Source organism: Candidatus Pseudomonas auctus (assembly GCF_048654275.1).
GTDB classification, from domain to species: domain Bacteria; phylum Pseudomonadota; class Gammaproteobacteria; order Pseudomonadales; family Pseudomonadaceae; genus Aquipseudomonas; species Aquipseudomonas pharyngis.
Map to the genome: position 1 here is coordinate 125,557 of NZ_JBJYZK010000016.1, position 14,836 is coordinate 140,392.

The following is a 14,836-nucleotide window of genomic DNA, read 5'->3' on the forward strand; positions in this document are numbered from 1 at the left end:
AAAAAGCCCGGAAGCGCAAAACGCTTCCGGGCTTTCTTTCATTGGATCAGCGGCGATCCAGCCATACCGTCTGCGCATTGCAGAACTCGCGAACGCCGAAGTGCGACAGCTCGCGGCCGAAACCGCTTTTCTTCACGCCGCCGAAGGTCACGCGCGGGTCGCTGGCGGAGTAACCGTTGATGAACACACCACCGGTTTCCAGTTCGCTGGTCAATTGCTGGGCCAGGGCGACGTTGGCGGTGTAGATCGTGGAGGTCAGGCCGAACTCGCTGTCGTTGGCCAGGGCCACGGCGTGAGCGCAATCCCGAGCGGTGATGATCGAGGCCACCGGGCCGAACAGTTCCTGCTTGAACGAAGTCATGCGGTCGGTGACGTCGGCCAGTACGGTCGGCTCGTAGTAGTTGCCCGAACCCTCTACTTTGCCGCCGCCGAGCAGCAGGGTGGCGCCTTCTTCGAGGGTGTCGCGCACTTGTTGATCGAGTTCGTCACGCAGGTCGAAACGGGCCATCGGGCCGATGTAGTTGTCGGCGGACAATGGATCGCCCATCTTCAACTGGCGGGTGGCTTCGACGAATTTGCGGGTGAATTCTTCGACCACGCCTTCTTCGATGATCAGGCGTTTGGCGGCGGCGCAAACTTGCCCTGAGTTCTGGTAACGACCGATCACCGCCGCTTGCACGGCCTCGTCGATATCGGCGTCATTGAGCACGATAAACGGATCGGAACCGCCCAGTTCCAGTACGCATTTCTTCAGCGCCGCACCGGCCTGTGCACCGATGGCCATGCCGGCGCGGACGCTGCCGGTCAGCGTTACGGCGGCAATGCGCGAATCGGCAATGGCGGTCGAAACGCCTTCCGGGGTGACGTTGATCACTTCGAACACGCCATCGGCAAAACCGGCGCGGGTGAAGGCGTCGCGCAACAGATAGGCGCTGCCCATCACGTTCGGCGCATGCTTGAGCACGTAGGTGTTGCCGGCGATCAGTGCCGGGACGGCGCCGCGCAGCACTTGCCAGATCGGGAAGTTCCACGGCATCACGGCGAGGATCGGGCCGAGCGGACGGTACTCGATGCGCGCCTTGCCGCCTTCGACCAGCGTCGCTTCGGCGTTGAGCATGGCCGGGCCGTGTTCGGCGTACCACTCGCAGAGCTTGGCGCATTTCTCGATTTCGCCACGGGCCTGGGCGATCGGCTTGCCCATTTCCCGGGTGATCATGGTCGCCATGGCTTCGCTGCTGTCCCGCAGGGCGCCGGCCAGCGCGGTCAGGGCGCGGGAGCGATCCTGCAGCGGTTTGCGTTTCCACTTGTTGAAGCCGAACGCCGCGCGGGTCAGCGCAGCATCGAGGGCTTCGGCGGATTCGAAAGCGTAGTGACCGATCTGCTCGCCCGTGGCGGGGTTGATCGAGATGGCGTGGGTCTGGCTGGAAATCGGGCTCATGGCATCGTCCTGCGAGGTCAGTGGATGCGCTCAGAGTAGGGTGGCGTTTGATTTCTGGAAACTGAATAATAAAGAGCGTTTCTTTCACGATTGGAGAATGATGATGGATCTGGTGCAACTGGAAATCTTCAAGGCCGTTGCCGAGCACGGCAGCATCAGTGCGGCGGCGGCGCAGATCCATCGCGTGCCGTCGAACCTGACAACGCGCATCAAGCAGTTGGAGGAGGACCTGGGCGTCGACCTGTTCATCCGTGAGAAAAGCCGCTTGCGCCTGTCACCGGCGGGCTGGAGTTTTCTCGAGTACGCGCGACGCATTCTCGACCTGGTACAGGAAGCCCGCGCCACGGTGGCCGGCGAGGAACCGCAAGGCGCTTTCCCGCTGGGGTCGCTGGAAAGTACGGCGGCGGTGCGGATTCCCGGTTTGCTGGCGACCTACAACCAGCAACACCCGAAGGTTGATCTGGACCTGTCGACCGGGCCGTCCGGGACGATGATCGACGGTGTGCTTTCCGGGCGCCTGGCGGCCGCGTTCGTCGACGGCCCGGTCCTGCACCCGGCGCTGGAAGGCATTCCGGCGTTCGAAGAAGAAATGGTCATCATCTCGCCGCTCCATCACGGGCCGATCGAGCGCGCGGCGGACGTGAACGGCGAGAACATCTATGCCTTCCGCTCGAACTGCTCCTATCGCCATCACTTCGAAAAATGGTTCAGCACCGACGCTGCGGTGCCCGGCAAGATCTTCGAAATGGAGTCCTATCACGGCATGCTCGCCTGCGTCAGTGCGGGTGCCGGCCTAGCTTTGATGCCGCGCAGCATGCTGCAAAGCATGCCCGGCTGCGCGACGGTCAGCGTATGGCCGCTGGCGGCGGATTTCCGCTTTCTGACGACGTGGCTGGTATGGCGGCGGGGTACGGTTTCGCGCAGTCTGAGCATGTTTGTGCGTTTACTGGAGGAGCGCGGTGTGGTGCGTGCAGAAGAGAATTGACGCTCTGGGTTCGGGTCTTCTCCATGAAGACCTGCTCATTTGATTGAAAAGCGTGCCCGGTTCGGTGATTCGCCGAACCGGGCATTTTTCATTGGCCGTCGATGCTGCGGGGCAGGTCGAGTGGATTGGCGTCGCGCAACACCTCCGGCAGCAATGCATCGGGAAAGCCCTGATACGCCACCGGCCGCAAAAAGCGCTCGATCGAGGTCATGCCGACCGAGGTGAAGCGGCTGTCCGAAGTGGCCGGGAACGGCCCGCCGTGTACGGTGGCGAAGGTCACTTCCTGCGGGTGGGCGAAGGCGTTGACCACGATGCGTCCGGTGCGGCGCTCGAGGATCGGCAGCAGACGCCGGGCCAGATCCAGATCGCGGTCTTCAAGGTGAATGGCTGCGCTCAGTTGGCCCTTGAACGAACGGGCAACTGCCAGCAGTTCTTCCTCATCGCTGACCGTCACCAGCAGTGCAGCCGGGCCGAACACTTCATGGGCCAGTGCGGTTTCGTTGAGAAAGTGCTGGCCACTGACTTCCAGCAACGCCGAGCGGCCTTCAAACGGGCCATCCGTCGGCGCGCCAACCGCCACCAGATTCGCCCCCGCGCTTTCCATTGCCACCAGCCCTTTGACGTATGAACCGTGAATCCCCGGCGTCAGCATCGTACGCGCCGACGCTTCGTTGACTCGCTTGATCATGGCGCTACGCAGCGCTTGCAGACCTTCGCCCTCGACCGCGATCAGGATCGATGGACACAGGCAGGCTTGGCCGACATTCACCAGCATCCGCTCGACAAAGCCATCGCCGATCTCACTGCCACGCGCGGCCAGCGCGGCGGGCAAAATGAAGGTCGGGTTGACGCTGGTCATTTCGGTAAACACCGGGATCGGATCAGGCCGCAATTGAGCGCGGCGATAAAGCGCCATGCCGCCCACCTCTGAACCGGTGAAGGTCACCGCTTTAATCAAAGGATGATCGACCAGCGCTTCACCGATGGCGTTACCACCACCGCGCACCATGGAGAAAACGCCTTCATGCAAGCCATGCGACTGCACCGCTTTGCGGATGGCGCGCGCCTGAATTTCCGATGCACCGGGATGCGCGTTATGCGCCTTGAGAATCACCGTCGCCCCGGCCGCGAGTGCCGACGCAGTGTCGCCGCCGGCCACCGAATAGGAGATCGGAAAATTGCTCGCACCGAAGATTGCCACCGGGCCGATGGCGACTTTCTGCAGGCGATGATCCATTCGGGGTCGCGGCTGACGCTCCGGCTGTGCCGGGTCGATTGCCAGCTGCAGGAAGCGCCCCTTGCGCACCACCTCGGCGAACTGGCGAAACTGGGTCGCAGCTTTGGTGGCTTCGCCTTCCAGTTGAGCCTGAGGCAGACCGGTTTCCAGGGCAGCGCGGGCGGCCAGTTCCTCACGGACGGCGTCGAGGTTGTCGGCGATGCTTTCGAGAAACGCCGCACGTTCTGCCAGCGAGGTGTGGCTGTAGGTGTCGAATGCCGCGTCGGCGAGGGTAGCCGCCTGATCGACCTGGGCCGTACCACCGAAGGCGAATTCCGGCTCGATCAGCGTGTTGGTTGCCGGATTCAGCGCCTTCATCGTGCCCTCGGTAGCGGGGACGTCAGCGGCGCCGATCAGCAGGTGGCCGGTCAGACTCATTTCGTTTCACCTTGCGACTGAAGAGTGGCGATCAGTTCGTCCGTGGTGGTGATGACATGAGCGAAGGTCGGGCCGTTGAGTTCGTGGGCGGCGTGCATCATTTCCTCTTTGAACGCGGCGGTCGCATCGCGCACCAGCGTGACGTGATAGCCGAGTTCCGATGCATAGCGCGCGGTGGCTTCGATGCAGGTGTTGGCCAGCAGGCCGACGATGATCACGTGGGTGACGCCTTGCTGTTTCAGGCGAAAATCCAGGTCGGTGTTGGCGAAACCGCTGGAGCCCCAGTGTTCCTGAACCACGATGTCGCCGTCCTTCGGTGCGAAATCCGGGTGCCATTCACCGCCCCATTCGCCGCGCGCAAAGTGGTGCATGTGCATGATCTTTTGTTGGGTAGGGGTTGGGTGATCCCAGTTCTCGTAGTCGCCTTTGACCCAGCGATGATGCGGTACGATGACCACCGGAATCGGCAGGGCCCGCACGGCGTGATCGAGTTTGCGCAGGTTGTCGAGCAGTCCGTTCTGCTCGGCCATCGGTTTGAGCAGCGGAAAGATCTTGCCGCCCTCGGAGAGAAAATCGTTGTATGGATCGACCAGCAGGTAGGCGGTTCTGTCGAGCGGATAAAGAGGTTTCGACATGACGATGTACTCCGGCAATGAGAGTGATCGATGCTCAGGGCTTGTTCCCGCATCGTGTTGATATGGTAATCATAGTAACTGTATAAGAGGCAAGCCCTGATGGCTGTAAACGATAGTCTTCCTGAGACCCTGTGCCCGATTTCCCGGGCCGAGGCGATCGTCGGCGACCGCTGGACGGTGCTGGTTTTGCGCGAATTGTTCATGGGCAGCCATCGCTATGACGAGATCCTGGCGCAGACCGGCGGCACGCCGCAGATGGTCGCCGCCCGTCTGAAAAGCCTGGAGGCGGACGGACTGGTCGAGCGCCGCTTGTACAACGAGCGGCCGAAACGCTACGAGTACCACCTCACCGCAAAGGGTGAGGCGTTTTACCCGGTGGTGATCGCGCTGCGCGCCTGGGGCGAGACCTGGTGCAAATCGCCGGAGGAGGGGCTGGCGGTGAACATGACCCACAAGAACTGCAACCACAGCGCCGGCCTCGGACCGATGTGCGATCACTGCGGTGAAGTGTTGCGCCGTGAGGATTTGATCAGCCAGCCGCAAGAGGCGTACGCCGCGGAACGACAGGCGCGGCGTGAGGCGTTCAAAAACAAATGACTGAAATCACGGCGTGCCATTTCGTCCGTGCAATCGGTAAGCGGGGTGTTGGCTCAGGCGTTCGTAATAAGCGCTCACTGCGGGCAGGTGCGGATGCTCCAGCGGCGTCTCGAACCAGCGATTGACCGACAGGCCGATAGGGATGTCGGCGAGGGAAAACTGCTCGCCGCTGACATAGGCGCCGGTTTTTTGCAGCTGCCGGTCGAGGATCTCCATGTGCCTTGCCCACTCTCGGCAACCGGCCGCAAGAGCAACGCTGTCCTGATGCGCGGGTGACTTGCGCACCAGCGAAAGGAACGCGTACGACCACGACTTGTTCAGCTCCGAAGCCTGCCAGTCGATCCATTGATCCACCCGCGCGCGGGCACGCGCCTCGCTCGGGTAAAGTTGCTCGCCGCCGTAGCGCGACGCCAGGTAGCGAATGATCGAGTTCGATTCCCACAGCGTGAAGTCATCGTCCTGAATCACCGGCACCATCGCGCAGGGATTGAGTGCGAGAAACTGCGGCGTCAACGTTGATTGAAAACCTGAGCCCCAGTCTTCGCGTTCGAAGGGAAGATTCAGTTCAGCACAGGTCCACAGCACTTTGCGCACATTGATCGATGAGGCTTTGCCCAGAATTCGCAGCATTGGATTTCCATCTCCGGTTGTCGTCGGGCGTAAAGAAATAGCACAACGCAAAGCAGAAGGCCCGCGAATGGCGGGCCTTGTTGGTGCATCGAGTCAATCTCAGAGACTGCCCGCCAGTTTTCCGGAGGTCAGCCGCCGACGATAAGCACTGTCACGGGTCGCCAGCCAGAAATACAGCGGCGAAGTCACCAGCAAGCCAACCAGCCACGACAGGTCCGCGCCGTTGATGTGCGCCGACACCGGCCCGACGTATAGCGGCGTGTTCATGAATGGAATCTGCACCGCAATGCCGATCGCATAGGCCAGCAGGGCCTGCGGGTTGTAACGGCCGTAAATGCCGCCATCGACCTGGAAGATCGAGCCGATGTCGTACTGGCCTTTGTGGATGGCGTAGAAGTCGATCAGGTTGATCGCGGTCCACGGCACCAGTACGACCAACAACACCAGCACCATGTCGACGAAGTGGCCGATAAAGTCCGCCGAGGCGCCGACCGCAGCGAAACAGCAGGCCAGCAGCACGATGATCGAAATCACTGCGCGGCTCTTGGCAGTTGGAATCCAGCGGTAGGCAAAGGTCTGCACCAGCGTGATCAGCGACAGCACCGCGCCGTACAGGTTGAGGGCGTTGTGGCTGATGACGCTGAGCAGGAACAGCACCAGCATCAGCGGGCCGATGGCACCGGTGGCGAGTTTCACCGCGTCCATGGTGTCCATGCCCACCGGGGTTGCCAGCACGGCGACGGCGCCGAACACGAACGACAGGCTCGAGCCCAGCGCCGATCCCAGATAGGTCGTCCAGAAGGTCGCCGCCACCGGCACGTTCGCCGGCAGGTAACGCGAGTAGTCCGACACGTAAGGCGCAAACGCGATCTGCCACAGCGCCGCCAGCGACACGGTGGCGAGCCAGCCGGAAATGTTGAAGCTGCCGCGCGTGAGGAAATCATCGGTCTGGATGTGGGTGAGAATGTAGCTGAAACCGATCACGATGCCGATCCCCAGCACCCAGGTGCCGATGCGGTTGAGCACGTGGATGAAGCGGTAACCGATGATCCCGATGATCCCCGAACCCAGCGCACCGATGACGATGCCGACGGGCACTGGAACGCTGTCGACCACGCCATGCAGGGACTTGCCGGCGAGCACGATGTTGGAGGCGAAGAAGCCGATGTACATGACGCCGGCAATCAACACCACCAGCAGTGCGCCAAGGGAACCGAATTGTGCGCGGCTCTGGATCATCTGCGGGATGCCCATCTGCGGGCCTTGCGCCGAGTGCAGCGCCATCAGCACACCGCCGACCAGATGGCCGACCAGAATGGCGACGATGCCCCACACCAGGTTCAGGTGAAACAGCTGCACGCCGAGGGCGCCGGTGACGATGGGCAGCGGCGCGATGTTGCCGCCGAACCAGAGGGTGAACAGATCCCGAACCTTTCCGTGGCGATCTTCGGGCGGCACGTAGCCGATCGTGTGTTTTTCAATGAGCGGTGCAGACGTTGATGCAGAGGTGGTCATGACGAACTCCAAGGCAAGGACGAGTACGTGTACGTACTTCAATGAGCGCCGGCACGGACGGCGCATTTCTTGTTGGGGTGATCATGGGCAAGGAAAGGGCAGAGATAAATTAGTAGTTTTGTTGCTTCAGGCGTTAAAAAAACGAGGCTCTCCGGTCAGCTGAAAACGCTCTGTTGCGGGCGTTTCAGCGCCATGAGCGACAACGCAGCTGACCTCCATCGGAGCAGCTGTCTGTCGGTGATCCTGCGGCTCGGCTGCGGACATGACTCCAGCAGCCAGACCGGTTTTTTCAGAGGCGAATCGAAGCCAGCATCCGTTGCAGCATTTCATCGCAGGCCTTGAGCTGTTCGAGGCTGACAAACTCGTCCGGCTTGTGGCCCTGATCCATGCTGCCGGGGCCGCACACCACCGTGGGAATCCCCACCGCGTCGAACAATCCGCCTTCAGTGCCAAAGGCCACGGTGCCGAAATCGTCCGAGCCGCAGAACGTGGCGATCAGTTCCGCAGCCTGGCTTCGGGCATCCGTCGCCAGCCCCGGATACGCCGACAGTTCGCTGAAACGGATATCGCTCTGCTCGCTGACGGCTCGCATGCGCGGCAGCATTTGCTGTTCGGCGTAGGCCTTGAGTTGCTGCGCGACCAACGCCGGGTCCTGCGAGGGCAGGGCACGGATTTCGAAGTCGAAACGGCAATCGGCGGGGACGATGTTCAACGCCTTGCCACCGCCGATCACGCCGGTTTGCACCGTGGAATACGGCGGGTCGAAACGCGGGTCGAGGTGTTCATCCTTGAGCTGTCGACCGATGCGTCCCAGCTCGCCGATCAGCTCGGCGGCGCATTCGATGGCGTTGACCCCAAGTGGCGCGTAAGCCGAGTGACAGGCGTGACCCTGGACATCGCAGCGCATCGCCAGTTTGCCCTTGTGCCCGAGCACCGGTTTGAGTTCGGTCGGCTCGCCGATGATGCACAGCAGCGGTTTGACCGGACGTTGCTCCAGCACCTTGAGCAACGAGCGCACGCCGAGGCAACCAACCTCTTCGTCGTAGGACAGGGCGATGTGCACCGGCAGGCGCAAAGGTGCTTCGATCAATGACGGCACCAGCGCCAGCACGCAGGCGATGTAGCCTTTCATGTCCGCCGTGCCTCGCCCGTAAAGCTTGCCGTCGCGCTCGCTGAGTTCGAACGGCGGCAGCGTCCACGGCTGGCCATCGACCGGCACCACATCGGTGTGCCCCGACAGCACGATGCCCGGCTGATCGGCGGGGCCGATCGTGGCAAACAGATTGGCCTTGCTGCGCTCATCGTTGTAGATCAGTTCGCACGGCACATCGAAACTTTCGAGGTAGTTGCGCACGAACTCGATCAATTGCAGGTTGGACTCGCGGCTGGTGGTATCGAACCCCACCAGCGTCTTGAGCAACGCGACGCTGTTGCTCATCGGTCGTCTCCGGCAACTCCATAACCCGGCGCCTTGGCCGGATCGAGGGCGCGGTCAATGTAGTCCTGAAGCTGCGGACGATAGGCGTCCCACAGTTTTTGCAGTTGGCCGATCGGGTCCTCATCGGCCCAGTCCACCCGCAGGTTGACGATGGGCCAGGTCAGCTCACCGACCACGACCACGGCCGCCGAATGCACCGGGCCCGCTTCACCGCCCAAGGCCTGGGCGGCGTGCAAGGCCTTGATCAGGCGATCGGCCAGTTGGCCTTCGCCGTCCTCGAACGCGCTGACCATGGCTTCGATCACCGAGCGCCCGGCGAGCATGTTGCCCGCCGCCACGCATTGCTCGCCCGACACGGCGTTGTGCACGCCGAGGGTCTGCGCGCCGCTGAAATGCGCGGTCTGGCCGAGGTGATTGATCGCCGTGATCTGCCGGTACTGACTGTAGCCGTTGCGGGTCAGCACCCTATCCAGCGCCGTCTCGGGCGCCAGACCTTGCTCCATCAGGGCGAGCACTTCCGGGCCGAGCGACGGCAGAGTGATGTTCTGGCTCGACACCGCGCCGACCCCCGGCAACAGCCACGGGCAGCGTGCGCCGACGGCGATGCTGGAGGAACTGATGGCGATGCCGAACTGACCGGTTTCGGGGCAACGGGCGGCGATGGAAAATGTCATGTGTGGCCTCCTTTCGCTAAGGTCGAATTACTCGGGAATCACCGCAACCACATCAATCTCCATCAGCCACTGCGGCTGACCCAGGGCCGACACCACCAGCCCGGTGGAGATCGGGAACACGCCTTTCAGCCATTTGCCGACTTCCTGATACACCGGCTCGCGGTAGCGCGGGTCGATCAGGTAAGTGGTGGTCTTGACGATATGGCTCAGGTCGCTGCCTGCCTCTTCGAGCAATTGCTTGACGTTGCGCATCGCCTGTTCGGTCTGCGCGCGCGGGTCGCCGAGGCCGACCAGTTCGCCATCGAAATTGGTCCCGACCTGACCACGCACATACACGGTGTTGCCGGCGCGCACAGCCTGGCACAGGTCGTTGTCCAGGGTCTGGTTCGGGTAGGTGTCCTTGGTGTTGAACATACGGATGCGGGTGTGGGTTGGCTGACTCATGTGAGGCTCCTGACGAAATCGAACCCGGCGCGACAGGCGCCGGTACTGAAGAGGGGAATCAAGCGTCGACGGTGTCGACAGCGTGGTTGTGCAGCGCGGCTTCGCGTTGTTCGGCATCGCGATAAGCCAGGTATTTGCGCTGGGTGGCGATGTGATCGGCCACGTGCTTGGCGTCGTGCCAAACGCCCCAGATGAACGACGAACCGCGTCGCGACTGCCAGGGCAAGCCGAGGAAATACACACCCGACTCGCTGGACACACCGCGCTGGTGCTGCGGCTTGCCGTTGTCGTCGAAAGCGGCGACTTTCAGCCACGAATAGTCCACGGCAAACCCGGTGGCCCAGATGATCGAGGTGATACCGGCGGCGGCCAGATCGAGACCGGTCAGCGGGTTTTTCACGCATTCAGGATCCTGATAAGTTTCGCGGGCTTCCGGTTCCAGCGGCAGGTCGAGGCCGTTGCGTTCGATGTAGGCGTCGGCGGCATCCAGCAGCGCGAGGTAGTTCTCGTCGCCACGTTTGAGGTTGTCGCGCAAGTCCTGTTTGAAGGTCACCACGCCGTCGCTGAACGATTCGGTGACGCCGACCAAGGTCATGCCGCGATGGGCCAGGCCACGGAAGTCGATGGTGCGACCACCATGGGCGCCGCTGACGGCGATGGTCACGTGCTCGCGGCCGGGTTTCATCGCGGCTTGATCCCATTCGCCGAGCACACCAAGCCACCAGCAGAAATCACGGTTGCGGTAAGCGCGAGGAGGGCGGTCATGGGCGCCGACCGAGAGGTAAACCTGCTTGCCAGAGCGCTGCAATTCGTCGGCGATCTGCACGCCCGACGAGCCGGCGCCGACCACCAGCACCGCGCCGGCCGGCAGTTGTTGCGGGTTGCGATAGTCGGCCGAGTGAATCTGCAGCAGACGCTCATCTTTCGGCGCAATCGCCGGGATCACCGGACGCTGGAACGGGCCGGTGGCGGCGACGACGCGGGCGGCTTCGATCACGCCCTCGGAGGTCTCGACAGTGAAACCCGGACGCCCGACATTGCGCACCACGCTTTTCACATCGACACCGGTGCGGATCGGCGCGTTGAATTTCTTCGCATAGGCTTCGAAGTAATCGGCGACACGTTCCTTGTTGGCGAAACCGTCCGGATCGACGTCATCGAATTCCATCCCCGGAAACCGGTCGTGCCACGCCGGACCGTTGGCCACCAGCGAGTCCCAGCGCCCGGTGCGCCAACGTTCGGCAATGCGGTTGCGCTCCAGAACGAGGTGCGGCACACCGAGTTTGCTCAGGTGTTCACTCATGGCCACACCCGCTTGACCGGCGCCGACAACAAGCGTGTCTGTTTTTATTATTTCAGTGGTCATCTCTGATCCCTTCTCACGAGGCCGTTGGATTCAGGTCGCTGTCGACCTGTTCTCTGTGCTTGGGATCAGACTAGGGAGGGGGTGGTTATCGGTAAAATATTATTAAGCTGGCATGTGAAGATAAAAACGTGATGCAGAGGTCTGAAAGCCCCGTAAACAAAGGGGTTCGCCCTGGAGACGGAATCCGGGACAACGAAAAAAAGGGCCGTCGACAGGTGTGTCGACGGCCCTTTTCAGTTGGCGCTTGATTTACATCGAACTCAACGATTGAGGAAAGCCAGCAGGTCTTCGTTCAGTGCCTGCGCATGCGTCACGGCAAACCCGTGCGGCGCACCGGCGTAAACCTTCAGCTCGGCACCCTTGATTTGCTCGGCGGCGCGTTTGCCGGTGGTTTCGAACGGCACGATGACGTCGCCGTCGCCATGGATCACCAGGGTCGGTACATCGATTTTCGCCATGTCAGGGCGGAAGTCGGTTTCCGAGAACGCGGTGACGCAATCCACGGTGCCTTTGAGCGAGGCCAGCAGCGCAATATTCAGGGTTTGTGTCAGCACGCCGTCCGAAACTTTCTGACCTTTATCGAGGCCATAGAACGGCGTGTTGAAGTCTGCGATGAACTGCGCGCGATCCTTCAAAAGACCCGCCTTGATCCCGTCGAATACCGACTTGTCGACGCCCTCGGCGAAGTCCGGTTTCTTGCCGAACAGCGGCGTTACCGCGCCCAGCAACACCAGCCCGGCGACACGCTCGCTGCCGTGACGCGCGATGTAGCGGCTGACATCGCCGCCGCCCATGGAGAAGCCGACCAGGGTCACGTCACGCAGGTCGAGGTGCTCGATCAGTTGCGCGATGTCATCGGCGAAGGTGTCGTAGTCGTAGCCGGTCCACGGCTGCTCGGAGCGCCCGAAACCACGACGGTCGAAGGCGATGGTGCGGTAGCCGCGGCTGCTCAGGTATTCCATCTGGTATTCCCACATGTCGGCGTCCAGCGGCCAGCCGTGGCTGAACAGCACGGGCTTGCCGCTGCCCCAGTCCTTGAAATAGATCTCGGTGCCGTCTTGGGTCGTGAAGGTGCTCATGAAAACTCCTTGTGTCGGGGCGTGTGTGGTTGCCGGGATGGCATCGCTGACTATCGCGGTTAAGCGTCTGGTCTACTTGTACGCAGGTGCTAAGTTTCGCCAGCCGATCAGCGTAGACGCTCGCGGGCGCCAGAGTTGTAAGATGCAACCACGATTTGATGACCGTTTTGCTGGAGAGCGCTGAATGAAACGCAAAAGCCTGGAGGGCAACATCTGCCCGGTTGCCCGGACGCTGGACCTGATCGGCGACTGGTGGTCGTTGCTGATCATCCGCGACGCGCTGGAAGGCATCAGTCGTTTCAGCGATTTCGAGAAGAGCCTGGAAATCGCCAAGAACATGTTGAGCATGCGGCTCAAAGGGCTGGTGGAGCGGGGCATCCTGCGCCTGGTGCCGGCGTCCGACGGCAGCGCCTACAAGGAGTACGTGCTGACTGAAAAGGGCCGGGCGTTGCAAACCGTGATTGTTGCGCTGTCGCAGTGGGGGGGGGAGTTCATGTTCGAGCCTGGCGAGGCGGGGTCGGTGATGGTGGATGCGCAAAAGCGAAAGCCGATCAGGAAGCTGGAGTTACTGTCGGCCGATGGACGCCATTTGGCGCCGGAAGATATCGAGACAACTTCGACTGCGTACTGACACCTGTGTCAGACGAAAAAAAGCGCCCCGACGTTCTGTTCGGGGCGCTTCTACATTCAGGGTCGCTTAGCGTATTTAACGAAACGCCGGCACCACATGCTTGATAAACAACTCCAGCGACTTCTTCTTCTCCGCATGCGGCAAGCTGTTGTCGCACCAGAAGCTGAACTCATCCACCCCCAGTTCCTGGTAGTACTTGATCCGCGGAATGATCTCTTCCGGCGTGCCGATCATCGCCGTCTTGTGCAGGCTCTCCAGTTCAAACTCCGGACGCCCGGCAAATTTCTCTTCCGGGCTTGGCGCCAGGAAGCCGTTCACCGGCACTTCCTTGTTGCCGAACCACGCATCGAACGTGCGATAGAAACGTGAGATGGCTTTCGCGCCCACCTTCCAGCCTTCCGGGTCATCCGCCGAGTGCACGTGGGTATGACGCAGCACCATCAATTGTGGACGCGGCACATCGGGGTTGTTGTCCAGCGCAGTCTGGAACTTGTTCTTCAGATCGAGGACTTCTTCGTCGCCCTTCATCAGCGGCGTGACCATCACGTTGCAACCGTTGGCAACGGCGAAGTTGTGCGAGTCCGGGTCGCGGGCGGCGATCCACATCGGCGGGTTCGGCTTCTGGATGGGTTTCGGCACGCTGGTGGAGGTGGGGAATTTCCAGATGTCGCCGTTGTGGGCGTAGTCGCCTTGCCACAGGGCGCGCACCACCGGGACCATTTCCCGCAGTGCCTGTCCACCGCTGGAGGCGGGCATGCCGCCGGCCATGCGATCGAATTCCACCTGATAAGCGCCGCGTGCCAGGCCGACTTCCATTCGGCCGTTGCTGATCACGTCGAGCAACGCGCATTCACCGGCGACCCGCAGAGGGTGCCAGAACGGCGCGATGATGGTGCCGGCGCCCAGGTGAATGGTGGTAGTCTTGGCCGCGAGGTAGGCCAGCAGCGGCATCGGGCTCGGCGAGATGGTGTATTCCATCGCGTGGTGTTCGCCGATCCACACGGTGCTGAAACCACCGGCCTCGGCCATCAACGTCAGTTCGGTCAGGTCTTCGAACAGTTGACGGTGGCTGACGCTTTCGTCCCAGCGTTCCATGTGTACGAACAGGGAAAATTTCATGACGCTACCTCGAATCTCTTGTGGTCGGCCGGTCGCTTGCCGGCCTGTTTAAATGCAATCGTGCGGATCAGGCGAAGGCGGGCAGGGCGCCCATCTTGCCGTGGCAATACACCAGCGGGCCGGCGTCTTGCTGAGGGACGATGAGGTTTTTCACCGCACCGACCATGATCGCGTGGTCGCCGCCTTCGTATTCGCGCCACAGCTCACATTCGATGATAGCTGTCGCGTTGGCCAGGATCGGGTTGCCCAGTTCGCTCAGCGTCCACTCGATCCCCTGCGCCTTGTCCTTGCCTTTGCGGGCGAACGCGTAGGCTTCGCTTTGCTGACCGCCGGACAGGACGTGAATGGCAAAGCGTTTGTTCTTGATCAGGACAGGGTAGGAATCGGAACTGTAGTTGGGACAGAACAGTACCAGCGCCGGGTCCATCGACAGCGAGCTGAAGGCGCTGGCGGTGAGGCCGACGATCTGGCCGTCGTCATCCAGCGTGGTGATGACGGTAACGCCGGACGGGAACGAGCCCATGACTTGTTTGTAGACGGCAGCATCGATCATTGGTCAATCCTCGAGTGCGGTGAAGCGTGTTTTTATGTGTTTATGGGTCTGATGGTATACCGTAATACATCGATTGCA

General features: G+C 61.7%; 15 protein-coding genes. 3 read left to right on the forward strand and 12 right to left on the reverse strand.

Annotated features, from left to right (window positions below; translation table 11 throughout):
• Positions 1-46: 46 nt before the first annotated feature.
• Positions 47-1,438, reverse strand: a complete 1,392-nt coding sequence (locus ACKUG4_RS24620; protein WP_445435020.1) for an aldehyde dehydrogenase family protein — start codon at positions 1,436-1,438, stop codon at positions 47-49.
• 103 nt (positions 1,439-1,541) lie between these two features.
• On the opposite strand from ACKUG4_RS24620, the gene ptrR reads away from it, so the two are divergent.
• Positions 1,542-2,423 carry a putrescine utilization regulator PtrR gene (ptrR, locus tag ACKUG4_RS24625; protein ID WP_445435041.1) on the forward strand — a complete coding sequence of 294 codons (882 nt, stop codon included), beginning with the start codon at positions 1,542-1,544 and terminating at the stop codon, positions 2,421-2,423.
• Between the two features lie 88 nt (positions 2,424-2,511).
• Here ptrR and ACKUG4_RS24630 read toward each other — a convergent pair whose 3' ends face one another.
• Together ACKUG4_RS24630 and ACKUG4_RS24635 are read right to left on the reverse strand one after the other, a co-directional pair.
• A complete protein-coding gene (locus ACKUG4_RS24630; RefSeq protein ID WP_445435021.1) occupies positions 2,512-4,077 on the reverse strand; it encodes an aldehyde dehydrogenase (NADP(+)) in 1,566 nt (521 codons plus the stop codon).
• On the reverse strand, positions 4,074-4,712 hold the full coding sequence (locus tag ACKUG4_RS24635) for a cysteine hydrolase family protein (RefSeq protein WP_085610575.1): 639 nt from the start codon (positions 4,710-4,712) through the stop codon (positions 4,074-4,076). Before ACKUG4_RS24635 ends, ACKUG4_RS24630 begins: the two co-directional genes overlap by 4 nt.
• Positions 4,713-4,811: 99 nt before the next feature.
• On the opposite strand from ACKUG4_RS24635, the gene ACKUG4_RS24640 reads away from it, so the two are divergent.
• On the forward strand, positions 4,812-5,309 hold the full coding sequence (locus tag ACKUG4_RS24640; protein WP_085648408.1) for a winged helix-turn-helix transcriptional regulator: 498 nt from the start codon (positions 4,812-4,814) through the stop codon (positions 5,307-5,309).
• 6 nt (positions 5,310-5,315) lie between these two features.
• On the opposite strand, the gene ACKUG4_RS24645 is transcribed toward ACKUG4_RS24640, so the two are convergent.
• The 7 genes from ACKUG4_RS24645 to ACKUG4_RS24675 all read right to left on the reverse strand — a co-directional run bounded on the left by ACKUG4_RS24645 (position 5,316) and on the right by ACKUG4_RS24675 (position 12,455).
• Positions 5,316-5,939 (reverse strand): glutathione S-transferase family protein, encoded by a 624-nt coding sequence (locus ACKUG4_RS24645; protein ID WP_085610573.1) that lies wholly within the window; start codon positions 5,937-5,939, stop codon positions 5,316-5,318.
• Positions 5,940-6,038: 99 nt separating this feature from the next.
• A complete protein-coding gene (locus ACKUG4_RS24650; protein ID WP_445435022.1) occupies positions 6,039-7,454 on the reverse strand; it encodes a purine-cytosine permease family protein in 1,416 nt (471 codons plus the stop codon).
• Between the two features lie 289 nt (positions 7,455-7,743).
• The gene (gene argE, locus ACKUG4_RS24655) at positions 7,744-8,892 is read right to left on the reverse strand and encodes an acetylornithine deacetylase (protein WP_445435023.1); all 1,149 of its coding nucleotides are present in this window, start codon (positions 8,890-8,892) and stop codon (positions 7,744-7,746) included.
• Complete coding sequence (locus ACKUG4_RS24660) at positions 8,889-9,566, reverse strand: DUF1028 domain-containing protein (RefSeq protein ID WP_445435024.1); 678 nt, start codon at positions 9,564-9,566, stop codon at positions 8,889-8,891. The genes argE and ACKUG4_RS24660 overlap by 4 nt, the downstream gene beginning before the upstream one ends.
• 27 nt (positions 9,567-9,593) lie before the next feature.
• On the reverse strand, positions 9,594-10,010 hold the full coding sequence (locus tag ACKUG4_RS24665) for a RidA family protein (protein WP_007950460.1): 417 nt from the start codon (positions 10,008-10,010) through the stop codon (positions 9,594-9,596).
• A gap of 58 nt (positions 10,011-10,068) precedes the next feature.
• Entirely contained in the window at positions 10,069-11,376 is a 1,308-nt protein-coding gene (locus ACKUG4_RS24670) for a flavin-containing monooxygenase (RefSeq protein ID WP_445435025.1), read from the reverse strand.
• Positions 11,377-11,636: 260 nt separating this feature from the next.
• Positions 11,637-12,455 (reverse strand): alpha/beta fold hydrolase, encoded by an 819-nt coding sequence (locus ACKUG4_RS24675; RefSeq protein ID WP_064597308.1) that lies wholly within the window; start codon positions 12,453-12,455, stop codon positions 11,637-11,639.
• 184 nt (positions 12,456-12,639) lie between these two features.
• Here ACKUG4_RS24675 and ACKUG4_RS24680 point away from each other — a divergent pair, with 184 nt between their 5' ends.
• Positions 12,640-13,086, forward strand: coding sequence for a winged helix-turn-helix transcriptional regulator (locus tag ACKUG4_RS24680; protein WP_085648415.1), 447 nt, complete (start codon positions 12,640-12,642; stop codon positions 13,084-13,086).
• Between the two features lie 75 nt (positions 13,087-13,161).
• Here ACKUG4_RS24680 and ACKUG4_RS24685 read toward each other — a convergent pair whose 3' ends face one another.
• Positions 13,162-14,205, reverse strand: a complete 1,044-nt coding sequence (locus ACKUG4_RS24685) for an LLM class flavin-dependent oxidoreductase (protein WP_064597304.1) — start codon at positions 14,203-14,205, stop codon at positions 13,162-13,164.
• A gap of 67 nt (positions 14,206-14,272) precedes the next feature.
• Complete coding sequence (locus ACKUG4_RS24690) at positions 14,273-14,758, reverse strand: flavin reductase family protein (RefSeq protein WP_007950450.1); 486 nt, start codon at positions 14,756-14,758, stop codon at positions 14,273-14,275.
• Positions 14,759-14,836: the final 78 nt, after the last annotated feature.

Coding starts and splice junctions, on each gene's coding strand:
- ACKUG4_RS24620 (WP_445435020.1), bottom strand. CDS start 1,438: ATGAGCCCGATTTCCAGCCAGACCCACGCCATCTCGATCAACCCCGCC.
- ACKUG4_RS24630 (WP_445435021.1), bottom strand. CDS start 4,077: ATGAGTCTGACCGGCCACCTGCTGATCGGCGCCGCTGACGTCCCCGCT.
- ACKUG4_RS24685 (WP_064597304.1), bottom strand. CDS start 14,205: ATGAAATTTTCCCTGTTCGTACACATGGAACGCTGGGACGAAAGCGTC.
- ptrR (WP_445435041.1), top strand. CDS start 1,542: ATGGATCTGGTGCAACTGGAAATCTTCAAGGCCGTTGCCGAGCACGGC.
- ACKUG4_RS24645 (WP_085610573.1), bottom strand. CDS start 5,939: ATGCTGCGAATTCTGGGCAAAGCCTCATCGATCAATGTGCGCAAAGTG.
- ACKUG4_RS24680 (WP_085648415.1), top strand. CDS start 12,640: ATGAAACGCAAAAGCCTGGAGGGCAACATCTGCCCGGTTGCCCGGACG.
- ACKUG4_RS24660 (WP_445435024.1), bottom strand. CDS start 9,566: ATGACATTTTCCATCGCCGCCCGTTGCCCCGAAACCGGTCAGTTCGGC.
- ACKUG4_RS24650 (WP_445435022.1), bottom strand. CDS start 7,454: ATGACCACCTCTGCATCAACGTCTGCACCGCTCATTGAAAAACACACG.
- ACKUG4_RS24665 (WP_007950460.1), bottom strand. CDS start 10,010: ATGAGTCAGCCAACCCACACCCGCATCCGTATGTTCAACACCAAGGAC.
- ACKUG4_RS24635 (WP_085610575.1), bottom strand. CDS start 4,712: ATGTCGAAACCTCTTTATCCGCTCGACAGAACCGCCTACCTGCTGGTC.
- ACKUG4_RS24690 (WP_007950450.1), bottom strand. CDS start 14,758: ATGATCGATGCTGCCGTCTACAAACAAGTCATGGGCTCGTTCCCGTCC.
- ACKUG4_RS24675 (WP_064597308.1), bottom strand. CDS start 12,455: ATGAGCACCTTCACGACCCAAGACGGCACCGAGATCTATTTCAAGGAC.
- ACKUG4_RS24640 (WP_085648408.1), top strand. CDS start 4,812: ATGGCTGTAAACGATAGTCTTCCTGAGACCCTGTGCCCGATTTCCCGG.
- ACKUG4_RS24670 (WP_445435025.1), bottom strand. CDS start 11,376: ATGACCACTGAAATAATAAAAACAGACACGCTTGTTGTCGGCGCCGGT.
- argE (WP_445435023.1), bottom strand. CDS start 8,892: ATGAGCAACAGCGTCGCGTTGCTCAAGACGCTGGTGGGGTTCGATACC.